The organism is Azospirillum sp. Sh1 (assembly GCF_008365135.1).
In the GTDB taxonomy this organism is placed as follows: Bacteria; Pseudomonadota; Alphaproteobacteria; order Azospirillales; family Azospirillaceae; genus Azospirillum; species Azospirillum oryzae.
Genome location: NZ_VTTK01000034.1, coordinates 1 through 17,764 on the forward strand (window position 1 = coordinate 1; position 17,764 = coordinate 17,764).

12 protein-coding genes are annotated in these 17,764 nt (G+C 68.6%); 6 read left to right on the plus strand and 6 right to left on the minus strand.

Annotation, left to right across the window (positions count from 1 at the left end):
* The first annotated feature begins 241 nt into the window (after window positions 1–241).
* A complete protein-coding gene (locus tag FZ029_RS25640; protein WP_149272523.1) occupies window positions 242–2,998 on the plus strand; it encodes a DUF2339 domain-containing protein in 2,757 nt (918 codons plus the stop codon).
* Window positions 2,999–3,079: 81 nt separating this feature from the next.
* Window positions 3,080–4,396 (plus strand): hydroxyacid-oxoacid transhydrogenase, encoded by a 1,317-nt coding sequence (locus FZ029_RS25645; protein WP_149272524.1) that lies wholly within the window; start codon window positions 3,080–3,082, stop codon window positions 4,394–4,396.
* On the opposite strand, the gene FZ029_RS25650 is transcribed toward FZ029_RS25645, so the two are convergent.
* Window positions 4,387–6,066, minus strand: a complete 1,680-nt coding sequence (locus FZ029_RS25650; protein WP_149272525.1) for a tetratricopeptide repeat protein — start codon at window positions 6,064–6,066, stop codon at window positions 4,387–4,389. The genes FZ029_RS25645 and FZ029_RS25650 overlap by 10 nt on opposite strands.
* Window positions 6,067–6,461: 395 nt before the next feature.
* A complete protein-coding gene (locus FZ029_RS25655) occupies window positions 6,462–8,258 on the minus strand; it encodes an acyl-CoA dehydrogenase (RefSeq protein WP_149272526.1) in 1,797 nt (598 codons plus the stop codon).
* 236 nt (window positions 8,259–8,494) lie between these two features.
* Here FZ029_RS25655 and FZ029_RS25660 point away from each other — a divergent pair, with 236 nt between their 5' ends.
* Together FZ029_RS25660 and cobT are read left to right on the plus strand one after the other, a co-directional pair.
* The gene (locus FZ029_RS25660; RefSeq protein ID WP_149272527.1) at window positions 8,495–9,541 is read left to right on the plus strand and encodes a lytic transglycosylase domain-containing protein; all 1,047 of its coding nucleotides are present in this window, start codon (window positions 8,495–8,497) and stop codon (window positions 9,539–9,541) included.
* A gap of 125 nt (window positions 9,542–9,666) precedes the next feature.
* Window positions 9,667–10,692, plus strand: coding sequence for a nicotinate-nucleotide--dimethylbenzimidazole phosphoribosyltransferase (gene cobT / locus FZ029_RS25665; protein ID WP_149197608.1), 1,026 nt, complete (start codon window positions 9,667–9,669; stop codon window positions 10,690–10,692).
* Between the two features lie 195 nt (window positions 10,693–10,887).
* Here the strand turns inward: cobT and FZ029_RS25670 are convergent, their stop codons facing one another.
* From FZ029_RS25670 to FZ029_RS25685, 4 genes are all read right to left on the minus strand, one after another.
* A complete protein-coding gene (locus tag FZ029_RS25670; RefSeq protein ID WP_149272528.1) occupies window positions 10,888–11,457 on the minus strand; it encodes a hypothetical protein in 570 nt (189 codons plus the stop codon).
* A 22-nt stretch (window positions 11,458–11,479) separates the two neighbouring features.
* Window positions 11,480–12,628, minus strand: coding sequence for a succinyl-diaminopimelate desuccinylase (gene dapE, locus FZ029_RS25675; RefSeq protein WP_149197606.1), 1,149 nt, complete (start codon window positions 12,626–12,628; stop codon window positions 11,480–11,482).
* Between the two features lie 148 nt (window positions 12,629–12,776).
* Window positions 12,777–13,619, minus strand: coding sequence for a 2,3,4,5-tetrahydropyridine-2,6-dicarboxylate N-succinyltransferase (gene dapD / locus FZ029_RS25680; protein ID WP_149272564.1), 843 nt, complete (start codon window positions 13,617–13,619; stop codon window positions 12,777–12,779).
* Window positions 13,620–13,727: 108 nt separating this feature from the next.
* Window positions 13,728–14,471: a pyrimidine 5'-nucleotidase gene (locus FZ029_RS25685; RefSeq protein WP_149272529.1), complete on the minus strand. Its 744-nt coding sequence runs from the start codon at window positions 14,469–14,471 to the stop codon at window positions 13,728–13,730.
* Between the two features lie 237 nt (window positions 14,472–14,708).
* Here FZ029_RS25685 and FZ029_RS25690 point away from each other — a divergent pair, with 237 nt between their 5' ends.
* Together FZ029_RS25690 and FZ029_RS25695 are read left to right on the plus strand one after the other, a co-directional pair.
* Window positions 14,709–16,430 (plus strand): diguanylate cyclase, encoded by a 1,722-nt coding sequence (locus FZ029_RS25690; RefSeq protein WP_149272530.1) that lies wholly within the window; start codon window positions 14,709–14,711, stop codon window positions 16,428–16,430.
* Window positions 16,427–17,755, plus strand: a complete 1,329-nt coding sequence (locus FZ029_RS25695) for a DUF2336 domain-containing protein (RefSeq protein WP_149272531.1) — start codon at window positions 16,427–16,429, stop codon at window positions 17,753–17,755. Before FZ029_RS25690 ends, FZ029_RS25695 begins: the two co-directional genes overlap by 4 nt.
* Window positions 17,756–17,764: the final 9 nt, after the last annotated feature.

Here is a 17,764-nt window from a genome sequence, read left to right on the forward strand (position 1 = left end):
CCAGACCGCCAACTCAGCCTCAAACTGGCCGAGCCCTGAAAATCCCGGACAGCAGTGCGCCTTCGCGGGAATGACGGCCGAGGAAGGCCCATGATTGAGATCCGATGCGAAGTGGTTCAAAATTCCTCCTGATCCACAAATGGATGAGCCTCCAGCACGACCGAGACAGTGCATTGTTGCAAGGCTATGCTGCGGCAAAACGCCCCCGATAGAGGGGCAACGTCGCGCAGGCGGTGCGGTCATGGAGTTCGTCGTTCTACTGCTGATCTTCGGCTTCATCACCCACCGGCTGGACCGGCGGTTGAAGGTCCAGGCGGCTGAAATCGCGTTGCTGCGCGGCAGGCTGGACAAGGCGCTGGCAGGCGCCCTGCCGATCGCCGCCACCGAGGCCGCAGCCGCCGAGGCGCCGGTCCCGGAGGTCGAAGCGCTTCCCGAAGAGGAAATCGGCGAGCCGGTCTTCGCGTCCGAAGCGGAAGAACCGGCGGCCCCTCCGCCACCGGCACCCGCCGCACCGGCCCGGGCGCGAACGGGCTGGCGAGAGTTGGAGGAATCGCTTGCCTCGCGCTGGCTGATCTGGCTCGGCGGCGGCACCATGGCACTGGCGGCGGCCTTCTTCATCAAACTATCGGTCGACCATGGCTGGCTCGGGCCGAGCGTCCGCGTCGCGCTCGGGCTGCTTGCCGGCTTCGGGCTGATGGTGGGGGGCGAGTGGCTGCGCCGCCGGCCGATGCAGCGCGCCGTCGCCGCCCTGCAGCCGGATTACGTGCCGCCGGCCCTGACCGCCGCCGGCCTGTTCACCGCCTTCATCAGCGTCTATGGCGGCTTCGCCCTGTTCGGCCTGTTCGCGCCGCTGGTCGCCTTCGCGCTGCTGGCCGCCCTGTCGCTGATCGGCATCGGGCTGTCGCTGCTGCAGGGGCCGCTCATCGCGGCGCTGGGGCTGCTGGCCGGTTATGTCTCGCCCCTGCTGGTGTCGACGGACAATCCCGACGCCTGGGGCCTGTTCGCCTATCTGCTGGCGCTGAACGGGGCCGGGATGGCGGTGGTGCTGTATCGCGGCTGGCGCTGGCTCGGCTGGGGGGCGCTGTCCGGTGCCGCGCTATGGCCGCTGCTCTGGCTGATCGACCCCTGGCGCAGCGGCGACGCGCTGCCGACCGGTCTCTATCTGCTGCTGACCTCGGCGCTGTTCCTGGTGCCGGCGGTGCTGGGCGTGCTGGACCAGACGCCGCCCGAGCCCGCACCCGCCACCGGCTGGCGCCGCGCGCTGCCCGACTGGATCCGGCGCAAGCAGCGCCATCCCGCCGACCGGCTGGCGATGATGGCGATGCGGGTGTTCGGCCTGCTGGTCGCCGCCGTCACCTGGATCGACGACCACGGCACGGTGTCGCTGATTGCGCTCGGCCTGTTCGCCCTGCTGGCGATGGTCGCCGGCCGGCGGACGGAGCGGATCGCCGGCGTCGCCTGGATCGCCGCGCTGAGCGTGCTGCTGTCCCTGGCGCCCTGGAGCCTGCCCTATGTCCCCGCCGGCCCGCCGCCGCTGAACGCGGAGGGCCAGCCGCTGATCGTCATCGATCCGGCCGGCTACCCGGCGGCGGTCGCACATTTCCTGTGGGTGGCGGCCGGATTCGCCGGCCTGTTCGGCATCGGCGGCTTCATTGCCCTGTGGGACGCGCGGCGGGCGGCCCTGTGGGCGTCGCTGTCGGCGTTGGTGCCGCTGGCCCTGCTGACGCTGGCCTATGCCGTGGTGGCGCCGCCGGAGACCGCCATCGGCTGGCCGGCCGCGGCGCTGGGGCTTGCCGCCCTGCTGGTCGGCGCCACCACGCCGCTGGCCCGCCACCGCCACCGGCCGGGCGCCTCGCTGGGGCTGGCCGCCTTCGCCGCCGGAGCCACCGGCGCCATCGCGCTGGGCGCCACCATGGTCTTGCAGGAGGCGTGGCTGACCGTGGCGCTGGCGATGCAGGTGCCGGTGCTGGCATGGCTGGAGCGGCAGCTGAACCTGCGCGAGCTGCGCGGCGTCACCCTGCTGGTTGCGGTCGCGGTGCTGGTGCGGCTGGCGGTCAATCCGTATGTGCTGGATTATGAAGGCTATGGCTGGATCGCCTACGGTTATGGCCTGCCGGCGCTGGGCTTCCTGGCGGCGGCGCGCTGGATGCGGTCGGCGCCGGATGGGAAGGGCGACGATCTGGTGGTGATGGTGCTGGAGGCCGGCGCCCTGATCTTCACCACCCTGATGCTGTCGCTGGGCATCCACCGCTGGATGTCCGGCAGCCTGGAGGACGCACCGTCAACCCTGGCGGAGGTGGCGCTGCACACGCTGTCCTGGCTCGGCCTCGCCCTGCTGCTGGCGGCCGACCGGCGGTGGAGCGCGCGGCCCGTCGCGGTGTGGGGCCGGCGCCTGCTGGTGCTGCTGGCCGCCCTGAGCGCGGTCTTCCTGCATCTGATGGCGCTGAACCCGCTGTGGAACGACGAATGGGTCGGTACCTGGCCGGTGGTGAACCGGCTGCTGCTGGCCTATGGCGCGCCGGCCGTGCTGGGGCTGGTCTATCTCTGGTACGACCCGCCGCCGTCGCGGTCCTTGCGCAGCGCGGCGCCGGTTCTGCCGCTGCTGCTGATCGCCACCAATCTGGCGCTGGAGATCCGCCGCGCCTTCCAGGGGCCGATCCTGTCCGGCTACGAGATGTCGGACGCCGAATGGTACAGCTATTCCGCCGGCTTCCTGCTGTTCGCGGTGGCGATGCTGGTGGTGGGCATCCGCTTCGGTTGGGGCTGGATGCGCCATGCCGGGCTTATTCTCGTGCTGGCGGTGGTCGCCAAGGTGTTCCTCAGCGATATGTCGGACCTGGAGGGCATGTACCGCGTCGCCTCCTTCCTCGGCCTCGGACTCAGTCTGGTCGGCACCGGCTGGCTCTATCAGCGGCTGCTGCGTCCACCTCCCGATGGTGCGCCGTCGGAGCCGCCGCTTCCACCCACAGACGATCTGTTGGACCAACGGACTCATTGACAGGCCGGGCGCGGGACGCTCCCATACGGGCAAGGATGGGCCGGGGCAAACCCGGCCCGTGCAACCGGAGGAGCAGCGCTCATGGCAAGCGACACGCACGGCAACGCCTATCCCATCCTGCCCGACGGCGAGGAGGGCTTCACCGTCGAGGCGGCGCGGATGAAGTTCGGCCCCGGCATGCTGGCCGAATTGGGTGGCGACGCGCTGTCGCTGGGCATGACGCGGGTGGCGCTGTTCACCGACCCGCGGGTTGCCGGAACCGCGCCCTTCGCCATGGCGCTGGAGTCGCTGAAGCGGGCCGGCGTCGATCCGGTGGTCTTCGACCGCTGCCGGGTGGAGCCGACCAGCGCGTCCTTCCTCGACGCCGCCGATTTCGCAAGGGAGGGCGGGTTCGACGGCTATGTCTCGATCGGCGGCGGATCGGTGATCGACACCGCCAAGGCGGCGAACCTCTACGCCACATATCCGGCCGACTTCCTCGCCTACGTCAACAAGCCGCTGGGGGAGGGCATCCCGGTCCCCGGCCCGGTCAAGCCGCACATCGCCTGTCCGACCACCTGCGGCACCGGCAGCGAGACCACCGGCGTCTCCATCTTCGACCATGTGGAAAAGCAGGTGAAGACCGGCATCTCCTCGCGCTTTTTGCGGCCGAGCCTCGCTGTCGTCGATCCGCGCACCATCGACAGCCTGCCGCCCGGCGCCATCGCCGCGACCGGCTTCGACGTGCTGACCCACGCCATCGAGAGCCACACCGCGCGCCCCTTCCGCTCCCGCCCGAAACCGGAGTCGCCGACCGCCCGTCCGCCCTACCAGGGCGCCAACCCGTGGTCCGACATCGGCAGCCTGCAGGCGATCCGGCTGGGCGGGCAATGGCTGGAACGTGCGGTCAACGATCCCGACTGTGCGGAAGCGCGCGACGCCCTGATGTTCGCGGCGACCCTGGCCGGTCTGGCCTTCGGCAATGCCGGCGTCCACATCCCGCACGCCATGTCCTATTCGGTGGCCGGGATGAACCACAGCTTCACCGCGACGGGCTACGAGACGGTGGACCCGATGGTGCCGCACGGCATCTCGGTGGTGCTGAACGCCCCCGCCGCCTTCCGCTTCACCGGCCCCGCCGCCCCGGAGGCCCATCTGCGCGCCGCCGAGGCGCTGGGGGCCGACACGCGCGGCGCCTCGCCGGAGGATGGCGGCGAACTGCTGGCGACGCGGCTGATCTCGATGATGCGGGCGACCGGCCTGCCGAACGGATTGTCGGCGCTCGGCTATGGCGAGGCCGACATTCCGGGCTTGGTCAAGGGAGCGGCGGCCCAGCAACGCCTGCTGACCATCGCCCCGCGCCCGGTGTCGGAAGACGACCTGCGCGGGCTGTACGCGGATGCGATGCGTTACTGGTGAGGGGCGGGGGCCGCGCTGCTTTCGAGCTTTGCGAGGGTGGCGCGGGCGGCGGCGAGGTTGTCGGTTGCAACGGTGATGTAATAGGGGGTGTTTAGGTGGGTGAACATCGCCAGCGCCGCTTCCTGGGCGGCAACGGCTTGTTTAGCGCTGTCGGTATTGCAAGTCAGTTTTGCCAGCATACTCAAAGTGTTCCCCATATTCGTCTGTGTGCCCGCCCAATTGAACGGAGCGCGGTCGCGCGTCCATTCGAGTAATGCGTTGTTGTAGGCGTCTACAGCCTGCTGCAGTCGTATATTATTTTTTTCGATTTTCCCAAGTATTGAGAGGGCGGCTCCAAGATTGTTCTGTGTCATTGCCCAATCGAGGGGTGCTCGGTCGCGCGTCCATTCTAGCAATGCGTTATTATAGGCTTCTACAGCTTCCAGCAGCCGTGCACTGTCACGATAACGGTCCCCTAGTGCTTGGAGTGCACCTCCAAGATTGTTCTGTGTCATCGCCCAGTCGAGGGGCGCACGGCTACGGGTGTATTCGAGCAAAGCATTGTTGAATGCGTCCACGGCTTGCAGCAACCGAGTACTACCTCTCTCGCGCTCCCCGAGCGTTCGCAAGGCATTTCCAAGATTGTTCTGTGTCATTGCCCAATCGAGGGGCCTGCGGTCGCGGGTATATTCAAGTAACGCGTTGTTGAAGGAATTGACAGCTTCTAGGTGTAGTGCGATGTCGCCCTCACGCTCTCCGAGCGTTTGAAGAGCGGTTCCAAGATTATTCTGAACGCGTGCCCACAGAGTAGGGTAGCCATCACGCGGTAGCAGAGCCTCATGGTACCGGGTGATGGAAGCGCGTAAGACGTTGTTATCCCCTCGTTCTACGCCGTATTGCCGAAAGGCATCGGCGGAGGAGGCGAGATAGTGGCCGCGGTCTTCCATGTCCCCAGGAGGCAGAAGATTAGCGGCGGCGAGGAAATGGTCAGCGGCACCGCGATGATCGAAGCGCAACTCGCTCAAGCGCGCACGTTCGGCGCGAGTAGCAGATTGGCGGCGGGCAAGGTCATCGGCGTTGGCCTGCGCTTTGGTGCGCGCGGCGGCTTGCTCCTCTTCAATAGCAGCGAGGAGGCTGTCTGCGTGTTCATACTGACCTTTCTCGATGGCTACGCGGGCATTGGCTAGGCGTTGCGGGTCGTCAGGCGACTCGCGTTGCAGGGCGGCTAGGCGGTCCAGTGCTTCGCGGTGACGTAGAGCGATCTCGGTCAGCTTGGCCGGAAGCTGTTCGGCGGGAACCTCCTGTTCGCGTAAGATGGTGAAAAACGATGATAGTGCCGCCCGGCTGAAGCAGCCGTAGAGTTCGGTGGCGGCCTTCTCTTCGGTGGCAGGAGACAGGTCGCGCACGCCCGCGAACAAGGCTGTGATGTGTTCAGGTGTCAGGCCATGGTTCGTCGTGATGGTATTGCCGGTCATCGGACCGCCCGTACCGACGCCGCCGGTGCTGGCGCTGACATAGGTGCCGCCGGTCTGGTCCGGTGTGGGCGCCTTGGATTTGCGCTGCCAAAGCCAGCCACCCGCGCTGCCCGCGAGCGCCATTACAGCCAGCAGCGCGGACACCGCTCCCGCATTCTGCCCGGCATTGAGCCATGCCCAGATCGTTTCGACGGATGTGGAGAGGGTATCGATCATGAGAACGCGCGATCTTGATTAGAATTGCGCGCATCGTGCCATGTGATTGAATGAAACAACAAGCTGGACGCGTTGTGTACGGACGGGCGCGCCTGCACAAGCCCTCTCCTGGGGCGGGAGAGGGAGCAGAGCGCGTGATTGGCTAATGGGAAGGCTTGAAGGAGGCGTCAGAGCCGGATTTGCCGCGAAGCATTGCCCGGACCAACCCTCAGTTATAGGATTAACAACCTACACCCGCGCGGAGTCCCCATGCCCCCCGTCAACCGGTTTCCCGCCCCGTCAATATCTCCCTCTGCCACAGCACGAGCGGCGTTGAACAGTTGAACGGCCCCCGGAAAACCGTTTCACGGTGTTTCAAACGTTCCATCCACCCCCGCGAAACAGGGCTGCAAACGTCAGAACTGCTCCTCGCTCAGCGCCATCACCGTGTTGCGGGCGCTGGCGATGGTCGGCAGCAGGGCGGGCGCGGTCGCCAGCACCTGCTCGGCGTAGAAGCGCGCGACGATCAGCTTGGTTTCCAGGAAGGAGGCGTTGGCGCCGGGCTGGCGCATGCCCTCCATCGCCTTCATCGCCGACCGGGCGAGCATCCAGCCGCCGGCCACAATGCCCCACAGCTTCAGGTACGCCACCGCACCGGCGGCGGCCCCTTGCAGGTCGCCCTCCGCCTGGGTCGCGACCATCCAGTCGATGGCCTTGTCCAGCGCGTCCAGCCCGGCCGACAGTTCGGTGCGGATCACCGCGAGGTCGTCGCCGGGGGCGGACCCCAGCTCCTCCACCGTCGCCCGCATGTCGGCGACGAAGGCTCTCGCCGCCGCGCCCTTGTCGCGGCCGGTCTTGCGGAAGGTCAGGTCGTTGCCGTGGATGCCGTTGGTGCCCTCATAGATCGGGGTGATGCGGGCGTCGCGGTAATGCTGGGCGGCGCCGGTCTCCTCGATGAAGCCCATGCCGCCATGGATCTGCACGCCGGTGGAGGCCACCTCGCAGCCGATGTCGGTCGACCACGCCTTGACGATCGGGGTCAGCACGTCGACCCGCGCGGTGGCGGCTGCGCGCACCGCCGGGTCCTCGTGGTGGCGGGAGATGTCCAACTGCGTGCCGGCATAGAGCGCCAGCGCTCGCGCGGCCTCGGTCTTGGCGCGCATGTCCAGCAGCATGCGGCGCACGTCCGGATGCTTGATGATGGCGACGCCGGCCCCCTTGGGATCGGCCAGATCCTTGCTCTGCACGCGGGTCTTGGCGTAGTCGCGGGCCTGCTGATAGGCGCGCTCGGCAATCGCCACGCCCTGGATGCCGACGCCGAGACGGGCGTTGTTCATCATCGTGAACATATATTCGATGCCGCGGTTCTCCTCGCCGACGAGGTAGCCGATGGCGCCCTCGTCGTCGCCATAGGCCATCACTGCGGTCGGGCTGGCCATGATGCCCAGCTTGTGCTCCAGGCTGGCGCAGCGCAGGTCGTTGCGCTCGCCCGGCGTTCCGTCGGGCTTGGGCAGGAACTTCGGCACGATGAACAGGCTGATGCCCTTGATGCCGGCCGGGGCGTCGGGCAGGCGGGCCAGGACCAGATGGACGATGTTCTCCGTCAGGTCATGCTCGCCATAGGTGATGAAGATCTTCTGGCCGGTGATGCGATAGCTGCCGTCGTCGGCCCGCACCGCCCTGGTCCGCACCGCGGCGAGGTCGCTGCCCGCCTGCGGTTCGGTCAGGTTCATCGTCCCGGTCCATTCGCCGGAGATCATCTTCGACAGATAGACGGCCTTCTGCTCGGCGCTCGCATGCTCGGTCAGCAGGTCCACCGCGCCCTGGGTCAGCAGCGGGCACAGGCCGAAGGACAGGTTGGCGGCCTGCCACATCTCGTTCACCGCGAAGGCGACGGTCCAGGGCAGGCCCTGCCCGCCATACTCCGGCTCGAAGGGCAGGCTGTTCCAGCCGGCTTCGGTGAACTGGCCATAGGCCTCCTTCCAGCCGGTGGCGGTGCGGACGACGCCGTTCTCCAGCTTCGCCCCTTCCTTGTCGCCCACCCGGTTCAGCGGGGCGAGCACGCCGGAGGCGAATTTGCCGGCCTCCTCCAGGATGGCGTCGACCAGATCGGGGGCGGCGCTGTCGCAATGGGGCAGGGCGGCGATGGCGTCGAGGCCCACCACCTCGTTCAGGACGAAGCGCAGATCGTCGACCGGAGCGGTGTAGGTCATGGCGGGGCGAGTCTCCCAGGGAAAGATTGTTTGGTTTACCTATAGGTCAACATACAGCATCGGATGGCGCTTGGCGAGAGGGCGGGATGCCTCGTCGAATATCTCCCTCTCCCCGGGGGAGAGGGGATCTCGAGGCTAGGCTCCGGAAGCAATCGCATCAAGGCTCCACCCGACTGGCACGGCGTCTGCATAGGTAGGGCTGCCTCCCATCGGGGCCATCATACGGGGATCGACCCATGACCTACGCTTCCGCCCTCGGCAACCTCAGCAACGCAGCCACCCAGGCCGCCAGCGCCACCCGTGGCCCGGCCAATGTGGAGGCCGCCGTGCGCAATGCCAGCGCGAAGACGGGGGTCGATTTTTCCTACCTCATGGAAAAAGCTGCCGTGGAGAGCGGGTACCGCACGGACATAAAGTCCTCCTCCTCCTCGGCGACCGGGCTCTACCAGTTCATCGACAGCACCTGGCTGCAGACGATGAAGGAGCATGGCGCCGACCATGGCTATGGCAAATACGCCAGCGCCATCCAGACCCGCGGCGACGGCCGGCCCTATGTCGCCGATCCGGAGATGAAGAAGGAGATCCTGGAACTGCGCAAGGACCCGACCGCGTCGGCCCTGATGGCCGCGGAATACACCCGCGACAACAAGGAGTATCTGGAGGAGACGGTGGACGGCAAGATCGGCTCGACCGAGCTGTACATGGCGCATTTCCTGGGGGCCGGCGGCGCGTCGAAGTTCCTGAACGCGATGCAGGAGAACCCCGGCCGCGCCGCCCGCGACGTCTTCCCCGACGCGGCGGCGGCCAACAAGAACGTCTTCTACGACAAGGCCACCGGCAAGGCGAAGTCGCTGAAGGAGATCTACGACCGCTTCGCCTCGAAGTTCTCGGAGAACCCGCTGGCCAACTTCGCTCCGGCCCAGGTGGCGAACGACGCGGTGCGCAAGCAGGACATGCCGGACGGCTTCACCACCCAGGTGCCGATGGCGCCGGCCAAGTCGCTGAACGGCACGCCGCTGTCGATCTATCAGGTGCTGGCGCTGAACGCGCTGGAGACCCCGGACGAGGTCGACAGCGTCAGCGGCCGTCCGGCCCGCCTGCGCGACAAGGAGCATCGCCGCATGCGTGACGAGCCGGTGCGGACCGACCAGACCGCCGGCAACGGCGTCGCCGTGGGCTTCGGGCTGGGGCTTGGCCGGATCGTCGGGTCCGAATCGGCGACGCCGGTCGCCTCCGCCACCGCGGGCGCCGCCGGGACCGACGGGGTCGCCAAGGCGGCGTGACCGGGGCGGCCAGTCCGCGGGCCGGGCGGGGTGGGGTCAAAATGCCCTACGCTGGCGCTTTGACTTGACGGCCGGATGGGTGCAAGGTCGCGCCGTTTTTTGGCGCTCACCCCTCAGGACCGATCATGAGCAACCAGCAGCCCGCCGTCACCTTCGAGGAAATCCGCGCGCTCGTGCGCAACCTGCCCGGCCCCGACCTGGAGGCCGGCACCGCGGCCCTCCAGCGCGAACGGCAGCTGACCAAGCCGGCAGGCTCGCTCGGCCGGCTGGAGGAGATCGCGCAGTGGATGGCGACCTGGCAGGGCCAGCACCCGGCCGAGGCCCGCCGTCCGCGCGTCGCCGTCTTCGCCGGCAACCACGGCGTCGCCGCCCGCGGCGTCTCGGCCTATCCGGCCGAGGTGACGGTGCAGATGGTCGCCAACTTCCAGAACGGCGGCGCCGCGGTCAACCAGCTCTGCGAGGTGGCCGACGCCGACCTCCGCGTCTACGAACTGGACCTGGACAACCCGACCGCCGACTTCACCCAGGGCCCGGCCATGGGTGAGGAGGAATGCTGCCGCACCATGGCCTACGGCATGATGGCGGTGGAGATGGGCGTCCAGCTGCTGTCGCTGGGCGAGATGGGCATTGCCAACTCGACCTCGGCGGCGGCCCTCTGCCTCGCCCTGTTCGGCGGCGAGGCGGCCGACTGGACCGGCCGCGGCACCGGCATCGACGACGAGGGCCTCGCCCGCAAGATCGCCGCGGTGGAGGCCGGCGTCGCCGCCAACCCGCAGGCCAAGGACGACCCGTTCGAGGCGCTGCGCTGCCTGGGCGGTTACGAGTTCGCCGCCATCGCCGGCGCCATCCTGGCCGCCCGCGTCGCCCGCGTTCCGGTTCTGCTCGACGGCTTCGCCTGCACCGCCGCCGCCGCCGTGCTCTACAAGGCCGACCGCCGCGCGCTCGACCACTGCATGGTCGCCCACCGCTCGGTCGAGCCGGGGCACACCCGCCTGATGCAGGCCATCGGCAAGGAGCCGCTGCTCGATCTCGGCATGCGCCTGGGCGAGGGCTCCGGCGCGGCGCTGGCGATCAACATCGTGAAGTCCGCCGTCGCCTGCCACGCCGGCATGGCGACCTTCGCCGAGGCGGGCGTCAGCACGCAGGGGTGATGAGTGGGAAGTTAAACCCCCACCTGACCTCCCCCGCTCTCGGCGGACCTATGGTCCGCCTGCCGCGTCAGCACAAAGCATAGCTTTGTGCGAGAGCTGGGCGGGGGAGGGACTGCCGCTGCTCTCCCGCACAAGTGCTTGTCCCCTCCCCCGCCCAGCGGGGGAGGGTTAGGGTGGGGGCAAGTCGGCAGAACCTTACAACATCCCGTCCGCCAGATCGCTGATCGCCGCCGACAGGAACAGGTCCAGCATCACCAGCGCCGCGGCGGCCAACCCAGACAGCGACAGGGCGGTGCGCAGGACGAACCACTGGTAGGTCAGCATCGCCATCATCACGCCGAAGACCAGCGCTTCGGACACTCCCGAGGGCAGCAGGCCGGTGGCGGACAGCACGATGGTCGGCAGGTAGATCGCCATCTGCACAACCGCCGACCAGTTGTAGGCGGTCAGCGCGCCGGGATAGAGCTGTTCCTTGCCCATCAGCGAGGCGATGCGGAACAGGGCCAGCGGGAAGGCGGTCCAGCTGACGACGTAGGCGATGCCCTCCACCGTCACCAGCTGCAGGATCGGCGTGCCGTCCAGCTGGTCCCACAGCCGGATCGCCAGCAGCAAGGCATAGGCCGGCAGAACCACCAGCGCGGCGTAGAAGGAGTTCAGCGCGCCGTCCGGCGTGCGGTCGAAGAACTCCATCCCCGTCCGGTCGAAGCGGGCCAGCCGCCATGCGCCGGTCAGGGCGGACAGGATGGCGGGGGTGGTCAGCGGCATTGTGGCGTCCCGGTTGGAGTCCTCACCCGGCGAGGCGCGTGAACACGCCCTTCAGGATGGACTCGTAGATGGCGGTCAGCTGGCGCAGATCCTCCACCGAACAATATTCGTCGACCTTGTGCATGGTCTGGCCGACCAGCCCGAATTCCACCACCGGGCAGACATTCTTGATGAAGCGGGCGTCCGACGTGCCGCCGGTGGTCGAATATTCCGGCCGGCGCCCGGTCACCCCCTCCACCGCCTCCGCCACCAGCTCGGTCAGCGGGCCGGGCGGGGTGACGAAGCTGTCGCCGGAGCAATAGACCTCAAGCTCATAGGCGCCGCCGACGGCGTCGAAGGTGCGGCGCAGCCAGGCCTCGATGCCGGCCGGGGTGTGGGCGTCGTTGAAGCGGATGTTGAAGGTCGCCTTTCCCTGGGCCGGGATGACGTTGGTCGCCTTGTTGCCGACGTCGATGGTGGTCAGCGCCAGGGTGGAGGGCTGGAAATGCGCCGTGCCCTCGTCCATCGGATGCTCGGTGATGGCGGCCAGCATGCGGACCAGCCGCGGCAGCGGGTTGTCGGCCAGATGCGGATAGGCGACGTGGCCCTGCGCGCCGAACACGGTCAGGAAGCCGCTCAGGCTGCCGCGCCGGCCGATCTTGATCATGTCGCCCAGCGCCTTGGGGTTGGTCGGCTCCCCCACCACGCAGGCGTCGATGCGTTCGCCGCGCTCGGCCAGCCAGTCCAGAACCTTGCGGGTGCCGTTGATGGCGACCCCTTCCTCGTCGCCGGTGATCAGCAGGCTGATCGAGCCGGCGGGCGGCCCGTCCTGCAGCCGGCGCGATACGGCGGCGACGAAGGCGGCGATGGCGCCCTTCATGTCCACCGCACCGCGGCCGAACAGGCGCCCGCCCATCACCTCGCCGGCGAAGGGGTCGACCGTCCAGCCCTTGTCGCCCGGCGGCACCACGTCGGTGTGGCCGGCGAAGCAGAAGTTGGGTCCCTCGGTGCCGAGCCGGGCATAGAGGTTCTCCACCGGCTCCGTCCCCTCCTGCTGGAAGCGCAGGCGGTGGCAGGTGAAGCCCATCGGCGTCAGCGCCGCCTCCAGCACGCCCAATGCGCCGTCATCGCGCGGCGTGACGCTGGGGCAGCGGATCAGGTCCTGGGCAAGGGCGACGGGGTCGAGGGTCATGCGGCTCTTTTCCAACCGGCCCGGTCTCCGCCGGTCGTCATCCCCGCGCAGGCGGGGATCCAGGTGCAGGGGCCGGGGTGCTGCGATGCGAAGCCTGGACCCCCGCCTTCGCGGGGGTGACGGAGGATCGGGTTGAACGGCTTGCCGATCAATCCCGCAGCAGGTCGTTGATCGCCGTCTTCGAGCGGGTCTTCTCGTCGACGCGCTTGATGATGACGCAGCAGTACAGGCTCGGACCCGGGGTGCCGTCGGGCAGCGGCTTGCCGGGCAGCGAGCCGGGGACGACGACCGAATAGGCCGGGACGCGGCCCATGAAGACCTCGCCGGTATGGCGGTCGATGATCTTGGTCGAGGCGCCGATGTAGCAGCCCATGGAGATGACGGCGCCTTCCTCGACGATCACGCCCTCGACGATCTCCGAACGGGCGCCGATGAAGCAGTTGTCCTCGATGATGACCGGGTCGGCCTGCAGCGGCTCCAGCACGCCGCCGATGCCGACGCCGCCCGACAGATGGACGTTCTTGCCGATCTGGGCGCAGGAGCCGACGGTGACCCAGGTGTCGACCATGGTGCCGCTGTCGACATAGGCGCCGACATTGACGAAGCTGGGCATCAGGATGACGCCGGGGGCGACGTAGGACGACTTGCGGGCGATGGCGCCGGGCAGGGCGCGGAAACCGGCGTTCTGGAACTGGCCTTCGCTCCAGCCCTCGAACTTCGGCGGCACCTTGTCGTACCAGGACGAGCCGCCGGGGCCGCCGGGGATCATCTCGTTGGCGTTCAGGCGGAAGGACAGCAGAACCGCCTTCTTCAGCCACTGGTTGACCTTCCAGCCGTCGGCGGTCTTCTCCGCGACGCGCAGGTCGCCGGCATCGAGCGCATCCAGCGCCGCGTTCACGGCGTCGCGGACGGGGCCGGTGGTGGCGGTGGTGAGATCGGCGCGGTTTTCCCAGGCGTCGTCGATGGTGGCTTGCAGGCTGGCGTGGCTCATGGCGCGGTCGTTCTGCTGTCGATTGTCCAAGGGACGGCACCATGGAGCCGCATCGCGCCCGCTGTCAACCATACCCGCGGCCGGGATTGGCCGGTTTGCGACAAAGCTCTAAAGGCCGGCCACTGCGGCCAGCCAGGAGGGAAGATCGTCCACGGTGTGGTCGATGTGGATCCCGGCGCCGACGCCGGCCTTCTCGTATTCCTTCTCGCCGCGGACCCAGACGGTGGTCATGCCCAGCGCGTGGGCGGGGGCGAGGTTGCGGGCGATGTCCTCCACCATGCAGGCGTCGGCCGGGTCGACGCCGTGGCGCTCCACCAGCGTGGCGTAGGGGCGCGGATCGGGCTTCGGCACGAAACCGCCGGCGGCGATGTCGAACACCGCCTCGAACCGGTCGAGGATGCCGAGCCGGCCGGCGACATTCTCGGCATGGCGGACCGAGCCGTTGGTGTAGATGATCTTGCGGCCGGGCAGGCGGCCGAGCGCATCGGCCAGCAGGGCGGAAGGCTGCACGCCGGTCACGTCGATGTCGTGGACATAGTCCATGTAGGCGACCGGATCGACGTCATGCTCCATCATCAGCCCGCGCAGCGTGGTGCCGTATTCGCGGAAGAACTGCTTCTGCCGCACCCGCGCCTCGTCCATGCCGATGTTGAAATGGGTGGCGATGAACTCGTTGATCCGGCGGTCGACCTGGGAGAACAGGTCGCAGGACGCCGGGTAGAGCGTGTTGTCGAGGTCGAAGATCCACACGGCGCGGTCGCGCAGGGCGGCGAGTGGATCGGTCGCGGAACCGGAAGCGGAGCCGGGCGCCGGTGCGGCGGCCTTGTCCTGGGGGGAGGTCTGGACGGTCATCCCCCAAGAATGGGGCCGTCGGCGTGCCGCTGCAAGGCGCTTCACATGGTCGCAGCGCCGGCCGTTCCCTTGGGTCGAGCCGCCGCCATGAGGAGTTCCCCGCTTCGTTGGTTGATTGAAGATTAACCCCTAAAGAGGTAGCATGGCCCGGACCTTATAACGGTTTGCAGCCTAAGGTTTTTCGCCCCGCCCGCCTCGTGGCTCGTCCGCCTCGTGGCCCGCCCATCTGGGATCGCCGTGGACCTTCTCCTGACCACCGGTACTTCCGCCCCGACCGCCGGTTCGACCGGCCCCGTGACGCTGGTCGCGCTGTATCCCGGCCCGGCTCTGCGGCTGGATTCGGCCCTCGCCGTCGCCGAAGCCAATGCCGAGGCGGAAGACATGATGGACAGCGACCCGCGCTGGCTGCCGGAGCTGCGCAACTGGCTGTCGGGGTCCAGCGTGGCGCCGGGGCTGCGTTCGGTGCCGGTGGAATCCCTGCGCGGGATCATGATCGTCGAATGGGCCGGCGTGCCGCTGCCCGACGGCGGTTTCCTGCTGCTGGGCCGCGACGACACGCTGGAACGGCAGCTGCGCCACACGCTGACCGAATCGCGGCGGCGCTACAAGGATCTGGTGGAGGTCTCCTCCGACTTCGCCTGGGAAACGGGACCGGACGGCACCTTCGTCTTCGTCAGCCATAAGGGCGCGCTGGGCTATCCGGCCGACGCGCTGATCGGCCGCGACCCGCGGACCCTGGCGCTGGAGGATGCGGAAGACCTGCCGATGCCCTTCGACTGCCGCCGCGCCGTCGATCAGTCCGAGCTTTGGCTGAAGAGCGCCGACGGCACGCCGGCCTGCATCGTCGCCTCCGCCCTGCCGCTGTTCGGGCCGCAGGGCGACTGGATCGGCGCCCGCGGCGTCTGCCGCGACGTGACCGAACAGGTGCTGCGCTCCAACGAACTGGCGCGCATCCGCTATCGCGAACGGCTGCTCGGTCACATCGTCCACACCCTGCGCGACCGGCTCGACGCCGCGGAAGCGCTGGTGGTGGCCGCCACGGAGACGGCGCGGGCGCTCAGCGCCGACGGCTGCCGCATCTACCGGGCGGAGGAGGGGGGCGGCAGCGCCGGCGCCCCGGGCGGCGGTCGTGTCGCCCTGTCGCTGGTGGCGGAGTTCGGCGCGGAGTTGCCGGAGGTCGGGACCGCGCTGCTCGACCGCATCGCCAATGGCGAAGGGCAGCTGGCCGACCGGCTGGGCGACGTGCAGCTGATCGGCGAGCGGACCGAATACCGGCAGGCGGTGAACGGCGCGCTGCTGGTCTGGCGCACCGGCGATTCGGAGCCCTGGGACGACGACGACCGCCAGCTGATGTCCGGCGTGGCCGACCATATCGGCATCGCGCATGCCCATCTCGCCTATCAGGAGCGGCTGCGACGCCTGTCGGAGCGCGACGGGCTGACCGGCCTGTTCAACCGCCGCACCTTCTTCGAACGGCTGGAGGAATCGATCTCGCGGCCGGACAGCGGGCCGTCGGCCCTGCTCTATGTCGACCTGGACAATTTCAAGGCGGTCAACGACCTGCATGGACACCAGCAGGGCGACACGGTGCTGAAGGCCATCGGCACGCTGCTGACCACCGGGGTGCGGCCGGGCGATCTGCCTGGACGGTTGGGCGGCGACGAGTTCGTGCTGTGGCTGGGCCGCACCGACGAGGAGAAGGCGCGGATCGTCGCCGATCGGTTGCTGAACGGCATGCGTGACCTTGCCCACCTGTCGGCAAGCCCGGAAAAGCCGCTGGGCCTGTCGATCGGCATCGCCGTCCATACCCCCGGCCGCGGCGAGACGGTGCGCGAGTTGACCGACCGCGCCGATGCCGCCATGTACGACGCCAAGAAGAGCGGCAAGGGTCATTACGCCCTGGCGCCGGTCTTTCAGACCTCTTCGTGCAACATTTCCGCCGCGGAGCCCGCCCCGTGACCCCGCCTGCCTCCCCGCGACCCGAGATGCTGGACCCCGCCGATTACGAATCCGCCAAGCGGATGGTACAGAGCGAGGACCCGGCGGTCCGCCGGAAGGTCGCCGAACATCCGAAGACCCGGCCGGAGCTGCTGTATTTCCTGGCAGCCGATGCCGCGGCCGAGGTGCGGCGCGCCATCGCCACCAATGCCGGCACGCCGCGGCAGGCCGACCTGCTGCTGGCCAAGGACCGCGAGGTCATGGTGCGGCAGGCGGTGGCGCGGAAGATCGCCCGCCTGCTGCCGGAGCTGTCGGCCGATCAGGCGATCCAGATCGAGCGGCTGACGGTGGAATGCCTGGAAACGCTGGCCCGCGATCAGGCGACGGAGGTGCGCGGCATCCTGGCCGAGGCACTGAAGGACCTGCCCAACGCCCCGCACGGCGTCATCAACCGGCTGGCCCGCGACGTGGAGCTGTCGGTCTGCGCGCCGGTCCTGCAGCATTCGCCGATCCTCACCGAAGAGGATCTGACCGACATCATCATGAAGGGGCCGGTGCGGGGCGCGATGACCGCCATCGCCAGCCGGCAGAACGTCTCGGCCTCCGTCGCCGACGCCATCGCGCGCTCGGACGACGAGGCGGCGGTGACGGCGCTGCTCGGCAATCCGTCTGCCCAGATCCGCGAAGAGACGCTCGACCGCATCCTCGATCAGGCGCCGCAACACGAGCCCTGGCATTCGCCGCTGGTCCGCCGTCCGCGGCTGCCGGCCCGCGCGGTCGCGCGGCTGGCCAGTTTCGTCGCCGACAATCTGCTGAAGGTTCTGCAGGACCGCGACGATCTCGACCCCGCGGCGGCGCGCGGGCTGGTGGAGGCGGTGCGCCAGCGGGTGGGGCAGGCGGCGGCCGGCATGGCGCCCGGTCAGCCGCTTGGCCCGGTCGATTTCGGCGAGGAGGCGGTCGGCGGTGCCGCCGGGCCGGAGAAGCCGGTGGAACGTCCCAGCGACAAGGCGGCGCGCCTGAACAAGGAAGGCAAGCTGACCGAGAAGCTGATCGAGGGATCCATGGTGGAGGGCGACCGCGGCTTCGTCATGGCGGCGCTGGCGGAGCTGTCGCAGATCCCGCTGCCGGTGGTCGACCGCATCGTCGCCACCCATGCGCCGCGCGCCGTCACCGCGCTGGTTTGGCGTTCCGGGCTGACCATGCGCTTCGCCCGGCAGGTTCAGCTGCGGCTTGCCCAGATTCCGCCAAAAACGGCGCTTAATGCTCGCGACGGTACGCACTATCCGATGACCGATGAAGAGATGCGCTGGCAGCTCGAATTCTTCGGCGTCGAGGAGAAGGCGTGACGTTTCCAA

Bases quoted from the DNA above. Each gene is read 5' to 3' on its own strand.
- FZ029_RS25670 (WP_149272528.1), bottom strand. From the start codon at position 11,457: ATGCCGCTGACCACCCCCGCCATCCTGTCCGCCCTGACCGGCGCATGG.
- cobT (WP_149197608.1), top strand. From the start codon at position 9,667: ATGAGCAACCAGCAGCCCGCCGTCACCTTCGAGGAAATCCGCGCGCTC.
- FZ029_RS25650 (WP_149272525.1), bottom strand. From the start codon at position 6,066: ATGATCGATACCCTCTCCACATCCGTCGAAACGATCTGGGCATGGCTC.
- FZ029_RS25645 (WP_149272524.1), top strand. From the start codon at position 3,080: ATGGCAAGCGACACGCACGGCAACGCCTATCCCATCCTGCCCGACGGC.
- FZ029_RS25685 (WP_149272529.1), bottom strand. From the start codon at position 14,471: ATGACCGTCCAGACCTCCCCCCAGGACAAGGCCGCCGCACCGGCGCCC.
- dapE (WP_149197606.1), bottom strand. From the start codon at position 12,628: ATGACCCTCGACCCCGTCGCCCTTGCCCAGGACCTGATCCGCTGCCCC.
- FZ029_RS25660 (WP_149272527.1), top strand. From the start codon at position 8,495: ATGACCTACGCTTCCGCCCTCGGCAACCTCAGCAACGCAGCCACCCAG.
- FZ029_RS25655 (WP_149272526.1), bottom strand. From the start codon at position 8,258: ATGACCTACACCGCTCCGGTCGACGATCTGCGCTTCGTCCTGAACGAG.
- FZ029_RS25640 (WP_149272523.1), top strand. From the start codon at position 242: ATGGAGTTCGTCGTTCTACTGCTGATCTTCGGCTTCATCACCCACCGG.
- dapD (WP_149272564.1), bottom strand. From the start codon at position 13,619: ATGAGCCACGCCAGCCTGCAAGCCACCATCGACGACGCCTGGGAAAAC.